The organism is Streptococcus oralis, from assembly GCF_965111685.1.
In the GTDB taxonomy this organism is placed as follows: Bacteria; Bacillota; Bacilli; order Lactobacillales; family Streptococcaceae; genus Streptococcus; species Streptococcus oralis_B.
Map to the genome: position 1 here is coordinate 409,761 of NZ_OZ217340.1, position 21,606 is coordinate 431,366.

Consider the following 21,606-nt stretch of genomic DNA (forward strand, 5'->3'; position numbering starts at 1 on the left):
ACTTTCCTCACCGAGGGAAGTGATTTTCCTTGCTCATATACTGCTTCCCCATTTGTCCTAGAGCCCTTTTTGTGTTACAATGAATGGTATGAAAGCTAAGAAATTATGGATGACTGGCTTGACAGTGGCTGGTCTAAGTGCCCTCGCTTTGGGTGCCAAAAAAGCAGCAGATAACCACAAACTTATGAAGAATCAAGAAGAGTTGACCGCTATTGTGCGCGAACTTTTCTCAGATATGGGTGAGATTGCGACTCTCTATGTTCAAGTCTACGAAAGCAGTCTAGAGCGACTCGTCGGAGGAGTCATTTTCGAGGATGGCCGTCACTATACCTTTGTCTATGAAAATGAAGACCTAGTCTATGAGGAGGAAGTCTTATGATACAACCAGCAAGTTTAGAAGAATTGGCATCTTTAGTAGAAAAAGATGGCAAGAAGGTTTTCCTTTTTGTGGCGGACTGGTGTGGCGATTGTCGTTATATCTATCCATCCTTGCCAGAGATTGAGGAGACCAATCCAGAATTCACCTTTATTCGCGTGGACCGAGACCAGTATATGGATTTAGCTAAACTCTGGGATGTTTACGGAATTCCTAGCCTTGTTGTACTAGAAAAGGACAAGGAAATCGGCCGTTTTGTCAATCGTGACCGTAAAAGCAAGGAAGAAATTAACGACTTTTTAGCAGGACTGAAATAGGAGAAAAAGGAAACAATGATTTTTACATATAACAAAGAACATGTCGGCGATGTCCTTATGGTCATCGTGAAAAATAGCGGAGATGCCAAACTGGACGTGGAGCGCAAAGGCAAAGTAGCTCGTGTTTTCCTCAAAGAAAATGGAGAAACAGTAGCGTGGAATATTTTCGAAGTTTCAAGTTTGTTTGAAATTGCAGAGCGTGGTCAAGTCTTTTTATCAGATGAGCAAGTCGCTCGTTTGAACCAAGAATTGCAGGCGGAAGGCTTTGTGGAAGAAATTGTCAATGACAAAGAACCTAAGTTTGTTGTCGGTGAAATTGTCGAGATGGTAGCTCATCCGGATAGTGACCACCTCAATATCTGCCAAGTAGCAGTCGCAAGTGATAAGACTGTGCAAATCGTTGCAGGTGCTCCTAATGCGCGTGTCGGTTTGAAAACCATTGTAGCTCTTCCTGGAGCGATGATGCCAAAAGGAAATCTCATTTTCCCAGGCGAACTTCGCGGTGAAAAGAGTTTTGGCATGATGTGCAGTCCTCGTGAGTTGCATTTGCCAAATGCTCCGCAAAAACGTGGGGTTATTGAATTATCAGAAGACCAAGTTATCGGAACACCATTCGACCCAGCCAAGCACTGGACTGCCTAGGAAATTGTCAGCATTTGATAGACCAGATAGAAGGAAATAAGATGGCAAAAAATGTAGTGATTACGGGAGCGACCTCAGGAATCGGTGAAGCGATTGCGCGTGCTTATCTAGAGCAGGGGGAGAATGTCGTTCTAACAGGGCGACGGACAGACAGACTAGAGACTCTCAAGTCAGAGTTTGCAGAAACTTTTCCTAATCAAACAGTTTGTACCTTTCCACTGGATGTCACGGATATGACCATGGTCAAGACTGTCTGCTCCGATATTTTGGAAACGATAGGGCAGATTGATATCTTGGTCAATAACGCTGGACTAGCTCTTGGCTTGGCTCCCTATCAAGACTATGAAGAGCTGGATATGCTGACTATGCTAGATACCAATGTCAAAGGTTTGATGGCAGTCACTCGTTCTTTCTTGCCAGCAATGGCAAAAGCCAATCAAGGACATATCATCAACATGGGGTCAACTGCAGGAATTTACGCCTACGCTGGTGCAGCGGTCTACTCAGCCACCAAGGCTGCTGTCAAGACTTTTTCAGATGGGCTTCGAATTGATACGATCGCAACGGACATCAAGGTGACAACTATTCAACCGGGGATTGTCGAAACAGATTTTTCTACAGTACGTTTTCATGGTGACAAAGAGCGAGCTGAGGCGGTCTATCAGGGAATAGAAGCCTTGCAAGCTCAGGATATTGCAGATACAGTGGTCTATGTGACCAGTCAGCCTCGTCGTGTGCAGATTACAGATATGACCATTATGGCCAATCAACAAGCGACAGGTTTTATGGTTCATAAAAAATAAAAAATTTTCTCGAAAAGTTACAAATTTCTGTAACTTTTTTGATTTCCTACGAATAGATAAGTAGGAGGAAGAAAATATGTATAATAAAGTTATCATGATTGGGCGTTTGACGTCTACGCCAGAATTGCACAAGACCAACAATGACAAGTCAGTAGCGCGAGCAACTATCGCTGTGAACCGTCGTTACAAAGACCAAAATGGCGAACGCGAAGCTGACTTTGTCAATCTGGTTCTTTGGGGAAAAATGGCTGAAACCTTGGCAAGCTACGCAACTAAAGGTAGTCTTATCTCTGTGGATGGAGAACTTCGTACCCGTCGATTTGAGAAAAATGGCCAGATGAACTACGTGACCGAAGTTCTCGTGACAGGATTCCAACTCTTGGAAAGTCGTGCCCAACGTGCCATGCGTGAAAATAATGCAGGACAGGATTTGGCGGACTTGGTTTTGGAAGAGGAAGAATTACCATTTTAAGCATAGAAAAGCCTGAGTCAATCTTAGGCTTTTTTATCTTGAGAAAGTCAGACTTTTTTCTTGACTATTTCTGACCAAGTGATACAATAGAACTATAAATTAGCACTCAGATATAAAGAGTGCTAATAATATGTATCTCATCATGGAGGAAAACAGATGTTGAAACCATTAGGAGACCGTGTGGTCTTGAAAATCGAAGAAAAAGAACAAACTGTTGGAGGCTTTGTCCTTGCAGGCTCAGCCCAAGAAAAACCCAAAACAGCCCAAGTTGTAGCTACTGGACAAGGTGTTCGTACCTTGAATGGTGACTTGGTTGTTCCGAGCGTTAAGGCTGGGGACCGTGTCTTAGTTGAAGCCCACGCTGGTATTGATGTCAAAGATGGAGATGAAACGTACATCATCGTTGGCGAAGCCAACATCTTGGCAATCATTGAAGAATAGAAGGAGAAAGTAAGTATGTCAAAAGAAATTAAATTTTCATCTGATGCTCGTTCAGCTATGGTTCGTGGTGTCGATATTCTTGCAGATACTGTTAAAGTAACCTTGGGACCAAAAGGTCGTAACGTTGTGTTGGAAAAATCATTTGGTTCACCATTGATTACCAATGACGGTGTGACTATTGCCAAAGAAATCGAGTTGGAAGACCATTTTGAAAATATGGGTGCCAAATTGGTATCAGAAGTGGCTTCAAAGACCAACGATATCGCAGGTGACGGAACGACAACTGCAACTGTTTTGACTCAAGCTATCGTACGTGAAGGAATCAAGAACGTCACAGCAGGTGCCAATCCAATCGGTATCCGTCGTGGGATCGAAGCAGCGGTTGCCGCAGCTGTAGAAGCCTTGAAAAACAATGCCATTCCAGTTGCTAATAAAGAAGCCATTGCTCAGGTTGCCGCTGTATCTTCTCGTTCTGAAAAAGTCGGCGAATACATCTCTGAAGCCATGGAAAAAGTTGGCAAAGATGGTGTCATCACCATCGAAGAGTCGCGTGGTATGGAAACAGAGCTTGAAGTCGTGGAAGGAATGCAGTTTGACCGTGGTTACCTTTCACAGTACATGGTGACAGATAGCGAAAAGATGGTGGCTGACCTTGAAAATCCATACATCTTGATTACAGACAAGAAGATTTCCAATATCCAAGAAATCTTGCCACTCCTAGAAAGCATCCTCCAAAGCAATCGTCCACTCTTGATTATTGCAGATGATGTGGATGGCGAAGCTCTGCCAACTCTTGTATTGAACAAGATTCGTGGAACCTTCAACGTCGTTGCTGTCAAAGCTCCTGGCTTTGGTGACCGTCGTAAAGCCATGCTTGAAGACATCGCTATTTTGACAGGTGGAACAGTCATCACAGAAGATCTTGGTCTTGAGTTGAAAGATGCGACCATTGAAGCGCTTGGTCAAGCCGCTAGAGTGACTGTGGACAAAGACAGTACGGTTATCGTAGAAGGTGCTGGCAATCCTGAAGCCATTTCCCACCGTGTTGCAGTTATCAAGTCACAAATCGAAACCACAACTTCTGAATTTGACCGTGAAAAACTCCAAGAACGCTTGGCAAAATTGTCAGGTGGTGTTGCAGTCATCAAGGTCGGAGCAGCAACTGAAACGGAGTTGAAAGAAATGAAACTCCGCATCGAAGATGCCCTCAACGCTACTCGTGCAGCCGTTGAAGAAGGAATCGTTGCTGGTGGTGGAACTGCTCTTGCCAATGTGATTCCAGCTGTTGCTGCCTTGGAATTGACAGGTGACGAAGCAACAGGACGTAGTATTGTTCTCCGTGCCTTGGAAGAACCTGTTCGTCAAATCGCCCACAATGCAGGATTTGAAGGGTCTATCGTTATCGATCGTTTGAAAAATGCTGAGCTTGGTACAGGTTTCAACGCAGCAACTGGTGAGTGGGTTAATATGATTGAAGAAGGAATCATCGACCCAGTTAAGGTTAGTCGTTCTGCCCTTCAAAATGCGGCATCTGTAGCCAGCTTGATTTTGACAACAGAAGCAGTCGTAGCCAATAAACCAGAACCAGTAACCCCAGCTCCAGCTATGGATCCAAGCATGATGGGTGGGATGATGTAAGCTGTTTATACTAAGCAATTCATAAAAAACACAAAAGGAGGGAATGCTTATCCCTCCTTTTTTTAGTCTCCGTTTCAAAAATAGATTTGAGCTGGTTGGTGATATGTGGTAAAATAACTAATAGTAAAAGGAGAAGAACATGATTGATGTAGAAGAAATTCTGAGCAAGATGAATCCCAATCAGAAGATTAATTATGATCGTGTCATGCAGAAAATGGTTCAGGTTTGGGAAAAGAATGAGGAACGGCCAACTATTCTCATGCATGTTTGCTGTGCTCCTTGTAGTACCTACACCCTCGAGTACTTGACCAAATACGCGGATGTGACCATCTATTTTGCCAATTCTAATATTCATCCAAAAGCTGAATACCACAAGCGGGCCTATGTCACCAAGAAATTTGTCAGTGATTTCAATGAGCGAACAGGCAATACGGTTCAGTACCTAGAAGCTCCCTACGAACCAAATGAATACCGGAAGTTAATCAGAGGGTTGGAAGAAGAACCCGAAGGTGGCGACCGCTGCAAGGTGTGCTTTGACTACCGTTTGGATAAAACGGCGCAAGTGGCCATGGACTTGGGTTTTGACTACTTTGGTTCAGCCTTGACCATCAGTCCCCATAAGAATTCTCAAACCATCAATAGCATCGGAATCGATGTACAAAAGATTTATACCACCCACTATCTCCCAAGTGATTTCAAGAAAAATCAAGGCTACAAGCGTTCGGTGGAGATGTGCGAGGAGTATGATATTTATCGTCAATGTTATTGTGGATGCGTCTATGCAGCTCAAGCCCAGAATATTGACCTAGTTCAGGTTAAGAAGGATGCCACGGCTTTCTTGTTGGATAAGGATGTTGAAAAAGACTATTCCCATATCAAGTTTACCGTCACTAAATTAGATATATAGCAATTAACCCAGCTTCCAGGCTGGGTTTTTCAAATAAAAAACCAGGGCTCTCACCCAGGTTTGACAACTTTAACGATTCTTTAGTTCTATGTAGCGTTTGTACCAAATGTTGACATAGGCCTCTGAGAAAGGACCGCGTCCATTGTTAATCCAATCAACAAGGATTTTAACATGCTCTTTCAAAATATAGTCTAAATCATCAGAATACTTCATTTTACGTTTATGGCGCTCATACTCTTCAACGTCCAAGAGGCGCTTTTCGCCATCAGTGAAGACCTTGACATCCAAATCATAATCAATGTATTTTAGGGCTTCCTCATCTAGATAGTAGGGGCTAGCCATATTGCAATAGTAGGAAATCCCATTATCGCGAATCATAGCAATGATATTAAACCAATATTTTTTGTGAAAGTAAACAATAGCCGGTTCTCGAGTCACCCAACGACGACCGTCACTTTCGGTAACAAGTGTGTGGTCGTTGACGCCGATAATGGCGTTCTCTGTTGTTTTTAGTACCATGGTGTCCCGCCAAGTACGGTGAAGACTCCCATCATGCTTATAACTTTGAATTGTAATAAAGTCGCCTTCTTTTGGAAGTTTCATAACTAACCAACTTTCTACAATTTATAAGTTTATCGTTTACTATTATATCATAAATCGGTCTAATTTTTTTAAATTTTACACGAAAATATTAAAGATATTCTCTGAGAGTGCTGGCTATATCCGAAAAATCATAGCCTTTTCGAGCTAAAACTTGGGTTAAACGCTGTTTAAGTTCGTATCCTTCATACTTTCGAGCATACTTATCATATTGTTTGTCTAGCTCTTTAAAAATGAGTTCTTGAGTCGTTTCTTGGTCGACTTGATTGTCCAGGTCATCAAAGGCACTTTTAGCATCAGCATAGGAGAATCCCTTGTTAGTCAAGTTTTGAATAATCTTATCCTGCAAAGCACGAGCAGGGAGTTTTCCGGTGTATTTGTTAAGCAGTTTCTCAGCTACACGTTGAGCAATTTCTGTATAGTCAAAATCCTTTAAAACCTCTTCAATAGTTGATTTGGCAATCCCTTTTTGAGATAGTTTTTGAGCTAGCACATAAGGTCCCTTATCTCCAGAAAGTTGATTTGCATTGATGATAGAGTAGGCATACTGACGATCATTAATCCAGTTGTCTTCTTTAAGGTTAGCGATAACTTGACTAGTTATTTTTTCATCAATATCATACTTTTTCAGATACTCTCGCACTTCCTTTTCAGTGCGGGTTTTGAAGGATAAATGGTAGAGAGCAAGATTTTTGCCATAAGAGAACTGGGCAAAGTCCTGAATCTCGGTCAGTTCCTCTTTGCTAATGACCTTATCTCGAGACAGCATAAAACGGACAATTGTATCTTCAGTAATATAAGAGGTTTGCTGATGATCTAGCTCCATCAGGTAGAGGCGTTTTTTCTTTTCAAGTTTTGTGATTTTCATGGTTTACCTTTTATCCAAATGCTTCAAAGGCAGCAACGAGTCGAAGTTTGTTGGTGTCGACCTCTTCTCTGCCGTAATAGTCAAGAAACAGTTCAGCGTATTTAGGGTTATCTAGGTTATAGTTTAGAGACCAAACTGCCCAAAAGAGATCGATATGACGATCACTAAAATCAGCCAAGCCCAGATCAATAAAGCAAGAGAAACGGCTAGCATCTTTTAGAATAAAGTTTGGTAGACAGGCATCACCGTGAATAAAGGCATCAGTCTTTAATAGGTGTCCTTGTTCTTGGATGAGTTGGAAGGCCTCTTCGCGACTATTAATCTGAAATTGGGGTAGGAGGGCCTTGGCATAGAATTCGCCTTTTTCATAGTTTTTCAAAGCTCTATCTTTATAGGTTTGTAAATGATTTTCTGATGGAAAATTGTGTGGGTGTAAGTTGTGAAGTTTTTTAAGGGCATGTGCCATGGTTCGGCAAATTATTTCTGGCTGATCCAGAAAGGCAAGGGTATCTTTGCCAGGCGCTTCTTTTGTTAAAAGGTAGTCTTTATCTGTTGATAAGTAGTCGATAACTAGAGTTCCCAGTCCTTTGGTTTCAAACCACCTTGCAATGGCAGCTTCTCGCTCTAATCTTCTCTTTTGATCAATTTTCAAATAGTAACCTGAATCAAGATAGAGACCGTTGCGCCTGAATGAGAAGAGCTGTCAGAAAGGGTTGCTCCCTCTATATAAGTTCGTAATTGCTCAGGAAAATCCAATGGGGAAAAATGAGATGTCTTTGTATTCATGTTTTTATTGTAACATATTCTTAACCATTGAGAAACTACGTGGTATAATAGACTTATGAATCTAAAAGTCAAACAAAAAATACCTTTAAAAATCAAGCGGATGGGCATCAATGGTGAGGGAATCGGTTTCTACCAGAAAACCCTCGTTTTTGTGCCAGGCGCCCTCAAAGGAGAAGACATCTATTGTCAGATTACTTCTATTAAACGAAACTTTGTCGAAGCCAAATTGCTAAAGGTTAATAAGAAGTCAAAATTTCGAGTCGTACCAGCTTGTACGATTTATAACGAATGTGGCGGATGTCAAATTATGCATCTCCACTATGATAAACAATTAGAGTTTAAAACGGATCTGCTCCATCAAGCTCTGAAAAAATTTGCCCCTGCGGGATATGAAAACTATGAAATCCGTCCAACTATCGGAATGCAGGAACCAAAGTACTACCGTGCTAAGCTTCAATTCCAGACTCGAAAATTCAACAATCAGGTCAAGGCAGGTCTGTATGCGCAAAACTCTCATTACCTCGTAGAGTTAAAAGACTGCTTGGTACAAGATAAGGAAACCCAAGTGATAGCGAATCGCCTAGCTGAACTTCTTACTTACCATCAAATCCCCATCACCGATGAGAGAAAAACGCTCGGCGTTCGCACCATCATGGTACGCAGAGCGAGAAAAACGGGACAAGTCCAAATAATCATCGTCACGAATCGCCAGCTGAATTTACATCAACTAGTTAAAGACCTAGTCAATGATTTTCCAGAAGTTGTCACGGTTGCTGTCAATACAAATACAGCAAAAACAAGTGAAATTTATGGTGAACAGACGGAAATTATCTGGGGCCAAGAGAGTATCCAAGAAGGAGTACTCGACTATGAGTTTTCTCTCTCCCCTCGAGCATTCTATCAGCTCAATCCTGAGCAGACCGAAATTCTCTATGAAGAAGCAGTCAAGGCTCTGGATGTCAGTAAAGAAGACCATCTGATTGATGCTTATTGTGGAGTCGGGACAATTGGGTTCGCATTCGCGAAGAAGGTAAAGAGTCTCAGAGGGATGGATATTATTCCAGAAGCCATTGAAGATGCTAAGCGAAATGCTAAAAAAATGGGATTTGACAATACTCATTACGAAGCGGGAACAGCAGAAAAGATTATTCCACGCTGGTATCAAGAAGGTTACCGAGCAGATGCCCTGATAGTCGACCCTCCTCGTACAGGGTTAGATGATAAGCTGTTGGATACCATTCTGACCTATGTTCCAGAAAAAATGGTCTATGTTTCTTGCAATGTTTCGACCTTGGCACGAGATTTAGCTAAACTAGTAAAAGTCTATGACCTACAGTATATCCAGTCAGTCGATATGTTTCCCCACACTGCACGGACAGAAGCAGTGGTTAAGTTAGTGAAGAAAAGAAAAAATCAACTTCACTGAAAAAAGTCCTTGACAAAGGATGAAAAGTAGGTATAATAGAAAGAGTTGAAAAACTCAGGTCCGTTGGTCAAGGGGTTAAGACACCGCCTTTTCACGGCGGTAACACGGGTTCGAATCCCGTACGGACTATGGTGTATTGTGGCTAGAAAAAACTTGAAAAAAGTTTAAAAAATCTGTTGACAGAGGCAGGTAGCTGTGATATACTAATATAGTTGTCGCTCATGAGAGAAGTGAGAGACAAAGACCTTTGAAAACTGAACAAGACGAACCAATGTGCAGGGCACTATAACTGAAGTTATAGTACTGAACAATGAAAAAAACAATAAATCTGTCAGTGACAGAAATGAGTGAGAACTCAAACTTTTAATGAGAGTTTGATCCTGGCTCAGGACGAACGCTGGCGGCGTGCCTAATACATGCAAGTAGAACGCTGAAGCTTGGTGCTTGCACCGAGCGGATGAGTTGCGAACGGGTGAGTAACGCGTAGGTAACCTGCCTGGTAGCGGGGGATAACTATTGGAAACGATAGCTAATACCGCATAAGAGTAGATGTTGCATGACATTTGCTTAAAAGGTGCAATTGCATCACTACCAGATGGACCTGCGTTGTATTAGCTAGTTGGTGAGGTAACGGCTCACCAAGGCAACGATACATAGCCGACCTGAGAGGGTGATCGGCCACACTGGGACTGAGACACGGCCCAGACTCCTACGGGAGGCAGCAGTAGGGAATCTTCGGCAATGGACGGAAGTCTGACCGAGCAACGCCGCGTGAGTGAAGAAGGTTTTCGGATCGTAAAGCTCTGTTGTAAGAGAAGAACGAGTGTGAGAGTGGAAAGTTCACACTGTGACGGTATCTTACCAGAAAGGGACGGCTAACTACGTGCCAGCAGCCGCGGTAATACGTAGGTCCCGAGCGTTGTCCGGATTTATTGGGCGTAAAGCGAGCGCAGGCGGTTAGATAAGTCTGAAGTTAAAGGCTGTGGCTTAACCATAGTACGCTTTGGAAACTGTTTAACTTGAGTGCAAGAGGGGAGAGTGGAATTCCATGTGTAGCGGTGAAATGCGTAGATATATGGAGGAACACCGGTGGCGAAAGCGGCTCTCTGGCTTGTAACTGACGCTGAGGCTCGAAAGCGTGGGGAGCAAACAGGATTAGATACCCTGGTAGTCCACGCCGTAAACGATGAGTGCTAGGTGTTAGACCCTTTCCGGGGTTTAGTGCCGCAGCTAACGCATTAAGCACTCCGCCTGGGGAGTACGACCGCAAGGTTGAAACTCAAAGGAATTGACGGGGGCCCGCACAAGCGGTGGAGCATGTGGTTTAATTCGAAGCAACGCGAAGAACCTTACCAGGTCTTGACATCCCTCTGACCACTCTAGAGATAGAGTTTTCCTTCGGGACAGAGGTGACAGGTGGTGCATGGTTGTCGTCAGCTCGTGTCGTGAGATGTTGGGTTAAGTCCCGCAACGAGCGCAACCCCTATTGTTAGTTGCCATCATTTAGTTGGGCACTCTAGCGAGACTGCCGGTAATAAACCGGAGGAAGGTGGGGATGACGTCAAATCATCATGCCCCTTATGACCTGGGCTACACACGTGCTACAATGGCTGGTACAACGAGTCGCAAGCCGGTGACGGCAAGCTAATCTCTTAAAGCCAGTCTCAGTTCGGATTGTAGGCTGCAACTCGCCTACATGAAGTCGGAATCGCTAGTAATCGCGGATCAGCACGCCGCGGTGAATACGTTCCCGGGCCTTGTACACACCGCCCGTCACACCACGAGAGTTTGTAACACCCGAAGTCGGTGAGGTAACCTTTTAGGAGCCAGCCGCCTAAGGTGGGATAGATGATTGGGGTGAAGTCGTAACAAGGTAGCCGTATCGGAAGGTGCGGCTGGATCACCTCCTTTCTAAGGATAAGGAACTGCACATTGGTCTTGTTTAGTCTTGAGAGGTCTTGTGGGGCCTTAGCTCAGCTGGGAGAGCGCCTGCTTTGCACGCAGGAGGTCAGCGGTTCGATCCCGCTAGGCTCCATTGGTGAGAGATCACCAAGTAATGCACATTGAAAATTGAATATCTATATCAAATAGTAACAAGAAAATAAACCGAAAACGCTGTAGTATTAATAAGAGTTTATGACTGAAAGGTCAAAAAATAAGGTTAAGTTAATAAGGGCGCACGGTGGATGCCTTGGCACTAGGAGCCGAAGAAGGACGTGACAAACGACGATATGCCTTGGGTAGCTGTAAGTAAGCGATGATCCAGGGATTTCCGAATGGGGGAACCCAACAGGTACTACCTGTTACCCGCATCTGTTAAGGATGTGAGGAGGAAGACGCAGTGAACTGAAACATCTAAGTAGCTGCAGGAAGAGAAAGCAAAAGCGATTGCCTTAGTAGCGGCGAGCGAAACGGCAGGAGGGCAAACCGAAGAGTTTACTCTTCGGGGTTGTAGGACTGCAATGTGGACTCAAAGATTATAGAAGAATGATTTGGGAAGATCAGCCAAAGAGAGTAACAGCCTCGTATTTAAAATAGTCTTTGTACCTAGCAGTATCCTGAGTACGGCGGGACACGTGAAATCCCGTCGGAATCTGGGAGGACCATCTCCCAACCCTAAATACTCCCTAGTGACCGATAGTGAACCAGTACCGTGAGGGAAAGGTGAAAAGCACCCCGGGAGGGGAGTGAAATAGAACCTGAAACCGTGTGCCTACAACAAGTTCGAGCCCGTTAATGGGTGAGAGCGTGCCTTTTGTAGAATGAACCGGCGAGTTACGATATGATGCGAGGTTAAGTTGAAGAGACGGAGCCGCAGGGAAACCGAGTCTGAATAGGGCGCACTAGTATCATGTCGTAGACCCGAAACCATGTGACCTACCCATGAGCAGGTTGAAGGTGCGGTAAGACGCACTGGAGGACCGAACCAGGGCACGTTGAAAAGTGCTTGGATGACTTGTGGGTAGCGGAGAAATTCCAAACGAACTTGGAGATAGCTGGTTCTCTCCGAAATAGCTTTAGGGCTAGCGTCGACATAAAGATTCTTGGAGGTAGAGCACTGTTTGGGTGAGGGGTCCATCCCGGATTACCAATCTCAGATAAACTCCGAATGCCAATGAATTATGGTCGGCAGTCAGACTGCGAGTGCTAAGATCCGTAGTCGAAAGGGAAACAGCCCAGACCACCAGCTAAGGTCCCAAAATAATTGTTAAGTGGAAAAGGATGTGGGGTTGCACAGACAACTAGGATGTTAGCTTAGAAGCAGCTATTCATTCAAAGAGTGCGTAATAGCTCACTAGTCGAGTGACCCTGCGCCGAAAATGTACCGGGGCTAAAACAATTTACCGAAGCTGTGGATACCTTTATAGGTATGGTAGGAGAGCGTTCTATGTGTGATGAAGGTATACCGTGAGGAGTGCTGGAACGCATAGAAGTGAGAATGCCGGTATGAGTAGCGAAAGACAGGTGAGAATCCTGTCCACCGTAAGACTAAGGTTTCCAGGGGAAGGCTCGTCCGCCCTGGGTTAGTCGGGACCTAAGGAGAGACCGAAAGGTGTATCCGATGGACAACAGGTTGATATTCCTGTACTAGAGTATGTAGTGATGGAGGGACGCAGTAGGCTAACTAAAGCAGACGAATGGAAGAGTCTGTCTAAGCAGTGAGGTGTGAATTGAGTCAAATGCTTAATTCTATAACATTGAGCTGTGATGGGGAGCGAAGTTTAGTAGCGAAGTTAGTGACGTCACACTGCCAAGAAAAGCTTCTAGCGTTTAAACATACTCTACCCGTACCGCAAACCGACACAGGTAGTCGAGGCGAGTAGCCTCAGGTGAGCGAGAGAACTCTCGTTAAGGAACTCGGCAAAATGACCCCGTAACTTCGGGAGAAGGGGTGCTGACTTTACGTCAGCCGCAGTGAATAGGCCCAAGCAACTGTTTATCAAAAACACAGCTCTCTGCTAAATCGTAAGATGATGTATAGGGGGTGACGCCTGCCCGGTGCTGGAAGGTTAAGAGGAGTGCTTAGCGTAAGCGAAGGTATGAATTGAAGCCCCAGTAAACGGCGGCCGTAACTATAACGGTCCTAAGGTAGCGAAATTCCTTGTCGGGTAAGTTCCGACCCGCACGAAAGGCGTAATGATTTGGGCACTGTCTCAACGAGAGACTCGGTGAAATTTTAGTACCTGTGAAGATGCAGGTTACCCGCGACAGGACGGAAAGACCCCATGGAGCTTTACTGCAGTTTGATATTGAGTGTCTGTACCACATGTACAGGATAGGTAGGAGTCTAAGAGATCGGGACGCCAGTTTCGAAGGAGACGTTGTTGGGATACTACCCTTGTGTTATGGCCACTCTAACCCGGATAGGTAATCCCTATCGGAGACAGTGTCTGACGGGCAGTTTGACTGGGGCGGTCGCCTCCTAAAAGGTAACGGAGGCGCCCAAAGGTTCCCTCAGAATGGTTGGAAATCATTCGCAGAGTGTAAAGGTATAAGGGAGCTTGACTGCGAGAGCTACAACTCGAGCAGGGACGAAAGTCGGGCTTAGTGATCCGGTGGTTCCGTATGGAAGGGCCATCGCTCAACGGATAAAAGCTACCCTGGGGATAACAGGCTTATCTCCCCCAAGAGTTCACATCGACGGGGAGGTTTGGCACCTCGATGTCGGCTCGTCGCATCCTGGGGCTGTAGTCGGTCCCAAGGGTTGGGCTGTTCGCCCATTAAAGCGGCACGCGAGCTGGGTTCAGAACGTCGTGAGACAGTTCGGTCCCTATCCGTCGCGGGCGTAGGAAATTTGAGAGGATCTGCTCCTAGTACGAGAGGACCAGAGTGGACTTACCGCTGGTGTACCAGTTGTCTTGCCAAAGGCATCGCTGGGTAGCTATGTAGGGAAGGGATAAACGCTGAAAGCATCTAAGTGTGAAACCCACCTCAAGATGAGATTTCCCATGATTTTATATCAGTAAGAGCCCTGAGAGATGATCAGGTAGATAGGTTAGAAGTGGAAGTGTGGCGACACATGTAGCGGACTAATACTAATAGCTCGAGGACTTATCCAAAGTAACTGAGAATACGAAAGCGAAGGTTTTCTTGATATTTGATAGATATTCAATTTTGAGTAGGTATTACTCAGAGTTAAGTGACGATAGCCTAGGAGATACACCTGTACCCATGCCGAACACAGCAGTTAAGCCCTAGAACGCCGGAAGTAGTTGGGGGTTGCCCCCTGTGAGATATGGAAGTCGCTTAGCTCTTTGGGAGTTTAGCTTAGTTGTAATTGAGAGGAAATCGAAATTACAATCGGCGGATGAGAGAAACGAAGTTTCTTACCGTTGGCTGAGCTAGACTCCACCCTTTGGGAGTTTAGCTCAGCTGGGAGAGCATCTGCCTTACAAGCAGAGGGTCAGCGGTTCGATCCCGTTAACTCCCATAGGTCCCGTAGTGTAGCGGTTATCACGTCGCCCTGTCACGGCGAAGATCGCGGGTTCGATTCCCGTCGGGACCGTTTAAGATAACGGAAGTTATTTTAGACTCGTTAGCTCAGTTGGTAGAGCAATTGACTTTTAATCAATGGGTCACTGGTTCGAGCCCAGTACGGGTCATATTTGCGGGTTTGGCGGAATTGGCAGACGCACCAGATTTAGGATCTGGCGCTTAACGGCGTGGGGGTTCAAGTCCCTTAACCCGCATAATAGAAATCAGCCGGCTTAGCTCAGTTGGTAGAGCATCTGATTTGTAATCAGAGGGTCGCGTGTTCAAGTCATGTAGCCGGCATTTTTTTATATAGAATAAGAGGTCGATGCGAACGTAGTTCAGTGGTAGAACACCACCTTGCCAAGGTGGGGGTCGCGGGTTCGAATCCCGTCGTTCGCTTAGAGAGGCCGGGGTGGCGGAACTGGCAGACGCACAGGACTTAAAATCCTGCGATTGGTAACGATCGTACCGGTTCGATTCCGGTCCTCGGCATATAATGATGAGCACCCTTAGCTCAACTGGATAGAGTACCTGACTACGAATCAGGCGGTTAGAGGTTCGACTCCTCTAGGGTGCATTTTTTTATTTAACGCGGGAAGTAGCTCAGCTTGGTAGAGTACTTGGTTTGGGACCAAGGTGTCGCAGGTTCGAATCCTGTCTTCCCGATTTATGGCGGTGTAGCTCAGCTGGCTAGAGCGTCCGGTTCATACCCGGGAGGTCGGGGGTTCGATCCCCTTCGCCGCTATATTGATCTTGTTGGACCTTTAGCTCAGCTGGTTAGAGCTCTCGGCTCATAACCGAGTGGTCGTAGGTTCAAGTCCTACAAGGTCCATTGTAAATAATGGAGGATTACCCAAGTCCGGCTGAAGGGAACGGTCTTGAAAACCGTCAGGCGTGTAAAAGCGTGCGTGGGTTCGAATCCCACATCCTCCTTTTTATATTAACGCGGGATGGAGCAGCTCGGTAGCTCGTCGGGCTCATAACCCGAAGGTCGTAGGTTCAAATCCTGCTCCCGCAATTTGGCTCGGTAGCTCAGTTGGTAGAGCAATGGATTGAAGCTCCATGTGTCGGCGGTTCGATTCCGTCTCGCGCCATATTTTGTTTTATTAAGCGGGTGTAGTTTAGTGGTAAAACTACAGCCTTCCAAGCTGTTGTCGCGAGTTCGATTCTCGTCACCCGCTTTGAACGAAAGTTCATGCCAAGTTTTTGAACTTGGGCGCGTAGCTCAGGTGGTTAGAGCGCACGCCTGATAAGCGTGAGGTCGGTGGTTCGAGTCCACTCGTGCCCATTAATAGGAGAATTACTCAAGAGGCTGAAGAGGACGGTTTGCTAAATCGTTAGGTCGGGTAACCGGCGCGGGGGTTCGAATCCCCCATTCTCCGTGAGTTAAGAGAGCTGTTAGGCTCTTTTTTTGTAAACAAACCCCCCTTCTAAATCGTTAAAAGGTGGATTTGTTTATTACCAATTTGTTAGTGATATTTCTCCGCTATTTAGCCAGATAGTATGTTTGTTTGCAAGTTCGACTTGTAGTTGACCAGATTCTGAGATTTCTTTTGCAAGTCCTTTTTTAAGTTTTCCGTCTAGCTGGAAGGTAACTTCTTTTCCAAGAACTATTGATCTTTCTTTATAGATATAAAGTAGCTCATCTGGATCCGTATTGTAGAAACAATTCCATATTTCGCTGATGAGATCATTACGACTGATTGGTGCAGGTGGCATAAATAGGCTACCTGCTTTTTCTTTTAGGTCTTCTGGGAAGTCTTCTATAGAAAAATTTATACCAAGTCCGATAATGACATCTGTAACCAAGCCTGTCTCAACTGATGTCATTGCTTCGGTGAGGATACCTGCTATCTTTTTATTTTTTAAGTAGATGTCATTTACCCATTTGATATCTACTTCTATCATAGTGAGATTTTTAATGGCTTTGTAGACTGCAGCAGCTACAAGGAGAGTATAGGAAGGGAGTTTTTCATAGGGAAGATTGGGTTGAATATGCAGGGACATATAGATCCCACCCTGAGATGGAGAATAGTAGAGACGCTGAAAGCGGCCACGACCTGCTGTTTGACAGGTTGAAAGATAGAGTGTATTTCCTTTGTTTCCAGCTTCAATCCCTTCTTTTGCATCTGTTTGTGTTGATTTGGTCTCAGGTATGTAGTGAATGGTTAAGTTTGTTTTCTCCTGAATCAAATCAGGCAATATCAGATCGCCTTGAATAAGCTTGTATCCTCTATTTTTGATACTGTCAATTTCTAGGCCTTCTTGTTGAAGACGTTGGATCGCTTTCCATATGGATGTACGGCTTAAATTCAGTTCTTCTCCGATTTTTTCTCCGCTAACATAATCGTTTTCTCTAGCTAATATTTGGTAAACTAGTTGGTGTGATTTCATAGATTTTTCCTTTTTAACTGTTGTTCAATAGTAGTTATTTTTAACTTTATTATATTCTACCATAGCTTTTCCTTTTTTAGAAGTTTTCTTCTTTTTATCTAGCAACTACTGGACTGGAATGTCTTTTAATATAATAGAGTATACTTTCATACTTCCGTAAAAGTTTTTTCATTTTGATAGCGTGTTCATTGTTCCCAAATGACGGAAAAAATGGTAGAATATAAAGATAGTTTAGCATTTATCTTCTGGAGAAATCCAGAACAGAAAGGATCCGTTTTGAAATCAATTGGATTACTGGATAAGATAAGAGGGCTTTCGAAAAAAGATTTCTTTTTGTATTTGATGATCATAAGTATCTTTTTACCTTTTTATTTGTTCTTAGCCCTCTTTGCTTTATATTTGATAGGTTTACTTGTTACTGGAGAGATGAAGGGAATTATCAAAGGATTAGCCAAACATCCTGTACTTCTCTTTTTTATTGCCTATAGTAGTATCATCTCTATCGTCGCCAAGAACTGGCTTGGATTGGTTGCATCTTTACTGATGTTTTTCTTCCTCATTTTCTTTAGTTTTTACCAGAAACGTCTGACACATGCTTTCTTTCGACTGATACTGCAGACAATCTTGTTTGGTAGTGTGCTCTCTGCTGTTTTTGCTACTTTGGAGCATTTCCAAATTGTAAAGAAATTTAACTATGCCTTTCTTTCGCCCAATATGCAAGTGTGGCACCAGAACCGTGCAGAGGTGACCTTCTTTAATCCTAACTACTATGGGATCATTTGTTGCTTCTGTATCATGATTGCCTTTTACCTCTATACAACGACGAAGTTAAGATGGTTGAAAGTCTTTTGTGTGCTAGCAGGTTTTGTGAATCTATTTGGTTTGAATTTTACGCAAAATAGAACAGCCTTTCCTGCCATCATTGCTGGGGCCATCATTTATCTCTTTACAACCATTAAAAACTGGCGTGCCTTCTGGCTCAGTATTGGAGTTTTCGGGATTGGACTTTGTTTCCTCTTTTCAAGCGATTTGGGAGTCCGTATGGGAACGCTCGATTCTTCAATGGAGGAGCGTGTTTCAATCTGGAATGCGGGTATGACTTTGTTTAAACAAAATCCGATCTGGGGTGAGGGACCACTGACCTATATGAATTCTTATCCGAGAATTCATGCACCTTACCACGAGCACGCGCATAGTCTTTACATCGATACTATTTTAAGTTATGGTTTGATTGGAACCATTCTTCTATCCATTTCTTCGGTGATCCCGGTTCACATGATGATGGATATGAGTCAGGAGTCTGGTAAACGACCAATTATCGGTCTTTATCTCTCCTTCCTTACAGTAGTCGCTGTACATGGAATTTTTGACTTGGCTCTCTTCTGGATACAGTCAGGATTCATCTTCTTGCTAGTTATGTGCAGTCTACCACTGGAACATCGAACCTTGGTGTCCGAAATGACAGATTAAGTTGATCAAGATTAGAGATCTTCTACTTTAGGTAGGAGGTCTTTTTTGTTGGTGGAAATTATTTCTAAATCGAAATAGTTGACATATGGAATGATAAGTATTACAATCTAATATAATTCGATATAGAAATAAATTGGAGAAGTCATGAAAGATAGTCATTTGGTAGCCCACCATATTCGTTTATTGAATGGCAGGCTATTTCAAAAGTTACTGAGTCAGGATCCTGAGGCTCTTTATCGGAGTGAACAGGGAAAGATTTTAGCGGTTTTATGGAATAGTGAAACTGGCTGTACAACCGCGACAGATATTGCGCTGGCGACTGGTCTTGCTAATAATACGCTAACAATCATGATTAAGAAACTTGAGGAGCAAAACCTGGTCATCATTAGCCCGTGTGGGGTAGATAAGAGAAAGAAATATGTCAAGTTGACAGAGCAGGGTTGGTCTCAGAAAGAAGTTGGCCATCGTGTTAGTCAAAAATTAGATACTATCTTTTATAAAGGATTCTCTGAGGAAGAAATTCGCCAGTTTGAAGCCTTTCAAGAAAGAATTTTGGCTAATCTGAAAGAGAATGGAAATTAGGCTTAGAATGGGGTAAATTAGTTATTAAAAGTTTGGTAACTTGACTAATCGAGGAAAATTTTAAATTGAGGACAAAGAATGATTGAATATAAAAATGTAGCGCTACGCTACACAGAAAAAGATGTCTTGAGAGATGTCAATTTACGGATTGAGAATGGGGAGTTCATGGTTTTAGTTGGACCTTCTGGGTCAGGTAAGACGACCATGCTTAAGATGATTAACCGTCTTTTGGAACCGACTGATGGAAATATTTATATGGATGGCAAGCGCATCAAAGACTATGATGAGCGTGAACTTCGTCTTTCTACTGGTTATGTTTTACAGGCCATTGCTCTTTTTCCCAATCTAACGGTTGCGGAAAATATTGCTCTCATTCCTGAGATGAAGGGCTGGACTAAGGAAGAAATTGCGAAGAAAACAGAAGAGCTTTTAGCTAAGGTTGGTTTACCAGTAGCTGAGTATGGACATCGACTTCCTAGTGAATTATCTGGTGGAGAACAGCAACGGGTCGGCATTGTCCGTGCCATGATTGGTCAGCCTAAGATTTTGCTTATGGATGAGCCCTTTTCAGCCTTGGATGCTATTTCGAGAAAACAGTTGCAGGTTTTGACGAAAGAATTGCATAAAGAGTTTGGGATGACAACGATTTTTGTGACCCATGATACGGATGAAGCTTTGAAATTGGCGGACCGTATTGCTGTTTTGCAGGATGGAGAGATTTGTCAGGTGGCGAATCCCGAGACGATTTTAAAAGCGCCTGCAACAGACTTTGTAGCAGACTTGTTTGGAGGTAGTGTTCATGGCTAATTTGATATCAACTTTTCAGGATCGTTTTGGTGATTGGGTAACAGCTCTATCTCAACATTTGCAGTTGTCACTTTTGACCTTGTTACTAGCTATTTTTATTGCTATTCCCTTGGCTGTTTATCTTCGCTATCATGAGAAGCTGGCGGACTGGGTCTTGCAGATTGCAGGGATTTTCCAGACCATCCCGTCTCTTGCCTTGTTGGGGCTCTTCATCCCCTTGATGGGAATTGGAACCTTACCGGCCTTGACAGCTCTAGTGATTTATGCGATTTTCCCGATTTTACAAAATACCATCACTGGGCTGAAGGGAATTGATCCGAGTCTGCAGGAGGCTGGGATTGCCTTTGGGATGACCAGATGGGAGCGTCTTAAGAAATTCGAAATTCCACTTGCCATGCCTGTTATGATGTCTGGGATTCGGACGGCAGCGGTCTTGATTATCGGTACGGCAACCTTGGCAGCCTTGATTGGGGCAGGCGGACTGGGTTCCTTTATCCTTTTGGGAATTGACCGTAATAATACCAGTCTGATTTTGATTGGGGCCCTTTCTTCAGCAGTACTGGCTATTGCCTTTAACTTCCTGCTAAAAGTGATGGAAAAAGCAAAATTGCGGACGATTTTCTCTGGTTTTGCCTTGGTGACCATATTGCTCGGTCTGTCTTATAGTCCAGCTCTATTATCTCAAAAAGAGAAAGAAAACTTGGTGATTGCTGGAAAATTGGGACCGGAACCAGAAATCTTGGCCAATATGTATAAGTTGCTGATTGAAGAAAATACCAGTATGACTGCGACTGTTAAACCGAATTTTGGGAAAACAAGCTTCCTCTATGAAGCTCTGAAAAAAGGGGATATTGATATCTATCCTGAATTTACCGGTACGGTAACTGAAAGTTTGCTTCAACCAGCACCTAAAGTGGGGCATGAACCAGATCAGGTTTATCAAGTGGCGCGTGATGGCATTGCCAAACAGGATCATCTTGCCTATTTCAAACCTATGTCTTATCAAAATACCTACGCTGTAGCTGTTCCGAAAAAGATTGCTCAAGAATATGGCTTGAAGACCATTTCGGACTTGAAAAAAGTGGAAGGGCAGCTGAAGGCAGGTTTTACACTCGAATTTAATGACCGAGAAGATGGCAATAAGGGCTTGCGATCAATGTATGGTCTCAATCTCAACGTAGCGACCATGGAACCAGCTCTTCGCTATCAGGCAATTCAGTCGGGCGATATTCAAATCACAGATGCCTATTCGACCGATGCAGAGTTGGCACGTTATGATTTACAGGTCTTGGAAGATGACAAGCAACTCTTCCCACCTTATCAAGGGGCTCCACTAATGAAAGAAGCTCTTCTCAAGAAACATCCAGAGTTGGAAACTGTTCTTAATAAATTGGCTGGTAAGATTACAGAAAGCCAGATGAGCCAGCTCAACTACCAAGTCGGTGTTGAAGGCAAGTCAACAGAACAAGTAGCCAAGGAGTTTCTACAAGAACAAGGTTTGTTGAAGAAATAGTTTGAAAATGTCAAACTCAACTTTGTTAAACGACCATATAGAAAACTGCTCAGACAATCTTGTCTGGGCTTTTTGGGTGTCAGAATTAA

At 43.9% G+C, this 21,606-nt stretch carries 16 protein-coding genes, 19 tRNA genes, 3 rRNA genes and 1 pseudogene; 35 read left to right on the plus strand and 4 right to left on the minus strand.

The window, feature by feature from the left end; translation table 11 throughout:
- The first annotated feature begins 79 nt into the window (after positions 1 to 79).
- From ACLV7H_RS02210 to ACLV7H_RS02245, 8 genes are all read left to right on the plus strand, one after another.
- Positions 80 to 379, plus strand: coding sequence for a DUF4651 domain-containing protein (locus ACLV7H_RS02210; protein ID WP_045591780.1), 300 nt, complete (start codon positions 80 to 82; stop codon positions 377 to 379).
- Entirely contained in the window at positions 376 to 693 is a 318-nt protein-coding gene (locus tag ACLV7H_RS02215; protein WP_045591779.1) for a thioredoxin family protein, read from the plus strand. The genes ACLV7H_RS02210 and ACLV7H_RS02215 overlap by 4 nt, the downstream gene beginning before the upstream one ends.
- A 15-nt stretch (positions 694 to 708) precedes the next feature.
- Positions 709 to 1,335 (plus strand): YtpR family tRNA-binding protein, encoded by a 627-nt coding sequence (gene ytpR / locus ACLV7H_RS02220; protein WP_049485008.1) that lies wholly within the window; start codon positions 709 to 711, stop codon positions 1,333 to 1,335.
- A gap of 41 nt (positions 1,336 to 1,376) precedes the next feature.
- Positions 1,377 to 2,138 (plus strand): SDR family NAD(P)-dependent oxidoreductase, encoded by a 762-nt coding sequence (locus tag ACLV7H_RS02225; protein ID WP_045591774.1) that lies wholly within the window; start codon positions 1,377 to 1,379, stop codon positions 2,136 to 2,138.
- A 76-nt stretch (positions 2,139 to 2,214) separates the two neighbouring features.
- Positions 2,215 to 2,610: a single-stranded DNA-binding protein gene (locus tag ACLV7H_RS02230; protein WP_045591772.1), complete on the plus strand. Its 396-nt coding sequence runs from the start codon at positions 2,215 to 2,217 to the stop codon at positions 2,608 to 2,610.
- 156 nt (positions 2,611 to 2,766) lie between these two features.
- Positions 2,767 to 3,051 (plus strand): co-chaperone GroES, encoded by a 285-nt coding sequence (gene groES, locus ACLV7H_RS02235; RefSeq protein ID WP_411866237.1) that lies wholly within the window; start codon positions 2,767 to 2,769, stop codon positions 3,049 to 3,051.
- Between the two features lie 15 nt (positions 3,052 to 3,066).
- Positions 3,067 to 4,689, plus strand: coding sequence for a chaperonin GroEL (gene groL, locus ACLV7H_RS02240; protein ID WP_411866238.1), 1,623 nt, complete (start codon positions 3,067 to 3,069; stop codon positions 4,687 to 4,689).
- 139 nt (positions 4,690 to 4,828) lie between these two features.
- Positions 4,829 to 5,596, plus strand: a complete 768-nt coding sequence (locus ACLV7H_RS02245; RefSeq protein ID WP_411866239.1) for an epoxyqueuosine reductase QueH — start codon at positions 4,829 to 4,831, stop codon at positions 5,594 to 5,596.
- 69 nt (positions 5,597 to 5,665) lie between these two features.
- Here ACLV7H_RS02245 and ACLV7H_RS02250 read toward each other — a convergent pair whose 3' ends face one another.
- The 3 genes and pseudogenes from ACLV7H_RS02250 to ACLV7H_RS02260 form a co-directional block, all read right to left on the minus strand.
- A complete protein-coding gene (locus ACLV7H_RS02250; RefSeq protein WP_000775318.1) occupies positions 5,666 to 6,199 on the minus strand; it encodes a DUF402 domain-containing protein in 534 nt (177 codons plus the stop codon).
- Positions 6,200 to 6,287: 88 nt separating this feature from the next.
- Positions 6,288 to 7,064 (minus strand): recombination regulator RecX, encoded by a 777-nt coding sequence (gene recX / locus ACLV7H_RS02255; RefSeq protein WP_411866240.1) that lies wholly within the window; start codon positions 7,062 to 7,064, stop codon positions 6,288 to 6,290.
- Positions 7,065 to 7,074: 10 nt separating this feature from the next.
- Positions 7,075 to 7,850, minus strand: a pseudogene (locus ACLV7H_RS02260) (aminoglycoside 3'-phosphotransferase).
- Between the two features lie 55 nt (positions 7,851 to 7,905).
- Between ACLV7H_RS02260 and rlmD the strand changes: the two are divergent.
- The 23 genes from rlmD (at position 7,906) to ACLV7H_RS02375 (ending at position 16,133) form a co-directional block, all read left to right on the plus strand.
- Positions 7,906 to 9,276, plus strand: coding sequence for a 23S rRNA (uracil(1939)-C(5))-methyltransferase RlmD (gene rlmD / locus ACLV7H_RS02265; RefSeq protein WP_411866241.1), 1,371 nt, complete (start codon positions 7,906 to 7,908; stop codon positions 9,274 to 9,276).
- Between the two features lie 57 nt (positions 9,277 to 9,333).
- Positions 9,334 to 9,405: transfer RNA gene (locus ACLV7H_RS02270), tRNA-Glu, on the plus strand.
- Positions 9,406 to 9,638: 233 nt separating this feature from the next.
- A 16S ribosomal RNA gene (locus ACLV7H_RS02275) occupies positions 9,639 to 11,187 on the plus strand.
- 51 nt (positions 11,188 to 11,238) lie between these two features.
- Positions 11,239 to 11,311, plus strand: a tRNA-Ala gene (locus ACLV7H_RS02280).
- A 124-nt stretch (positions 11,312 to 11,435) separates the two neighbouring features.
- Positions 11,436 to 14,336 (plus strand): 23S ribosomal RNA (locus ACLV7H_RS02285).
- Positions 14,337 to 14,412: 76 nt separating this feature from the next.
- Positions 14,413 to 14,528: ribosomal RNA gene (gene rrf, locus ACLV7H_RS02290) — 5S ribosomal RNA — on the plus strand.
- Together the 16S, 23S and 5S rRNA genes with 19 tRNA genes alongside form the textbook arrangement of a ribosomal RNA operon.
- Before the next feature lie 106 nt (positions 14,529 to 14,634).
- Positions 14,635 to 14,707 (plus strand) — tRNA-Val (locus ACLV7H_RS02295).
- Positions 14,708 to 14,709: 2 nt separating this feature from the next.
- Positions 14,710 to 14,782, plus strand: a tRNA-Asp gene (locus ACLV7H_RS02300).
- A gap of 24 nt (positions 14,783 to 14,806) precedes the next feature.
- Positions 14,807 to 14,879 (plus strand) — tRNA-Lys (locus ACLV7H_RS02305).
- Positions 14,880 to 14,884: 5 nt separating this feature from the next.
- Positions 14,885 to 14,966, plus strand: a tRNA-Leu gene (locus ACLV7H_RS02310).
- 12 nt (positions 14,967 to 14,978) lie between these two features.
- A tRNA-Thr gene (locus tag ACLV7H_RS02315) sits at positions 14,979 to 15,051 on the plus strand.
- A 27-nt stretch (positions 15,052 to 15,078) separates the two neighbouring features.
- A tRNA-Gly gene (locus ACLV7H_RS02320) sits at positions 15,079 to 15,150 on the plus strand.
- Between the two features lie 7 nt (positions 15,151 to 15,157).
- Positions 15,158 to 15,243, plus strand: a tRNA-Leu gene (locus ACLV7H_RS02325).
- Positions 15,244 to 15,254: 11 nt separating this feature from the next.
- Positions 15,255 to 15,328, plus strand: a tRNA-Arg gene (locus tag ACLV7H_RS02330).
- Positions 15,329 to 15,343: 15 nt separating this feature from the next.
- Positions 15,344 to 15,417: transfer RNA gene (locus ACLV7H_RS02335), tRNA-Pro, on the plus strand.
- A gap of 5 nt (positions 15,418 to 15,422) precedes the next feature.
- A tRNA-Met gene (locus ACLV7H_RS02340) sits at positions 15,423 to 15,496 on the plus strand.
- Positions 15,497 to 15,509: 13 nt separating this feature from the next.
- Positions 15,510 to 15,583 (plus strand) — tRNA-Ile (locus ACLV7H_RS02345).
- A gap of 11 nt (positions 15,584 to 15,594) precedes the next feature.
- Positions 15,595 to 15,684, plus strand: a tRNA-Ser gene (locus ACLV7H_RS02350).
- A gap of 11 nt (positions 15,685 to 15,695) precedes the next feature.
- Positions 15,696 to 15,769 (plus strand) — tRNA-Met (locus ACLV7H_RS02355).
- Positions 15,770 to 15,772: 3 nt separating this feature from the next.
- Positions 15,773 to 15,845: transfer RNA gene (locus tag ACLV7H_RS02360), tRNA-Phe, on the plus strand.
- A 16-nt stretch (positions 15,846 to 15,861) separates the two neighbouring features.
- Positions 15,862 to 15,932: transfer RNA gene (locus ACLV7H_RS02365), tRNA-Gly, on the plus strand.
- A gap of 33 nt (positions 15,933 to 15,965) precedes the next feature.
- Positions 15,966 to 16,039, plus strand: a tRNA-Ile gene (locus ACLV7H_RS02370).
- A gap of 6 nt (positions 16,040 to 16,045) precedes the next feature.
- Positions 16,046 to 16,133 (plus strand) — tRNA-Ser (locus ACLV7H_RS02375).
- Positions 16,134 to 16,209: 76 nt separating this feature from the next.
- Here the strand turns inward: ACLV7H_RS02375 and birA are convergent.
- Positions 16,210 to 17,145 carry a bifunctional biotin--[acetyl-CoA-carboxylase] ligase/biotin operon repressor BirA gene (gene birA, locus ACLV7H_RS02380; protein WP_411866242.1) on the minus strand — a complete coding sequence of 312 codons (936 nt, stop codon included), beginning with the start codon at positions 17,143 to 17,145 and terminating at the stop codon, positions 16,210 to 16,212.
- A gap of 276 nt (positions 17,146 to 17,421) precedes the next feature.
- Here birA and ACLV7H_RS02385 point away from each other — a divergent pair, with 276 nt between their 5' ends.
- The 4 genes from ACLV7H_RS02385 to ACLV7H_RS02400 all read left to right on the plus strand — a co-directional run bounded on the left by ACLV7H_RS02385 (position 17,422) and on the right by ACLV7H_RS02400 (position 21,517).
- The gene (locus ACLV7H_RS02385; RefSeq protein ID WP_411867065.1) at positions 17,422 to 18,615 is read left to right on the plus strand and encodes an O-antigen ligase family protein; all 1,194 of its coding nucleotides are present in this window, start codon (positions 17,422 to 17,424) and stop codon (positions 18,613 to 18,615) included.
- A 144-nt stretch (positions 18,616 to 18,759) separates the two neighbouring features.
- A complete protein-coding gene (locus ACLV7H_RS02390; RefSeq protein WP_411866243.1) occupies positions 18,760 to 19,197 on the plus strand; it encodes a MarR family winged helix-turn-helix transcriptional regulator in 438 nt (145 codons plus the stop codon).
- Positions 19,198 to 19,275: 78 nt separating this feature from the next.
- The gene (locus ACLV7H_RS02395; RefSeq protein WP_045592593.1) at positions 19,276 to 20,004 is read left to right on the plus strand and encodes an ABC transporter ATP-binding protein; all 729 of its coding nucleotides are present in this window, start codon (positions 19,276 to 19,278) and stop codon (positions 20,002 to 20,004) included.
- Positions 19,997 to 21,517, plus strand: a complete 1,521-nt coding sequence (locus ACLV7H_RS02400) for an ABC transporter permease/substrate-binding protein (RefSeq protein ID WP_411866244.1) — start codon at positions 19,997 to 19,999, stop codon at positions 21,515 to 21,517. Before ACLV7H_RS02395 ends, ACLV7H_RS02400 begins: the two co-directional genes overlap by 8 nt.
- Positions 21,518 to 21,606: the final 89 nt, after the last annotated feature.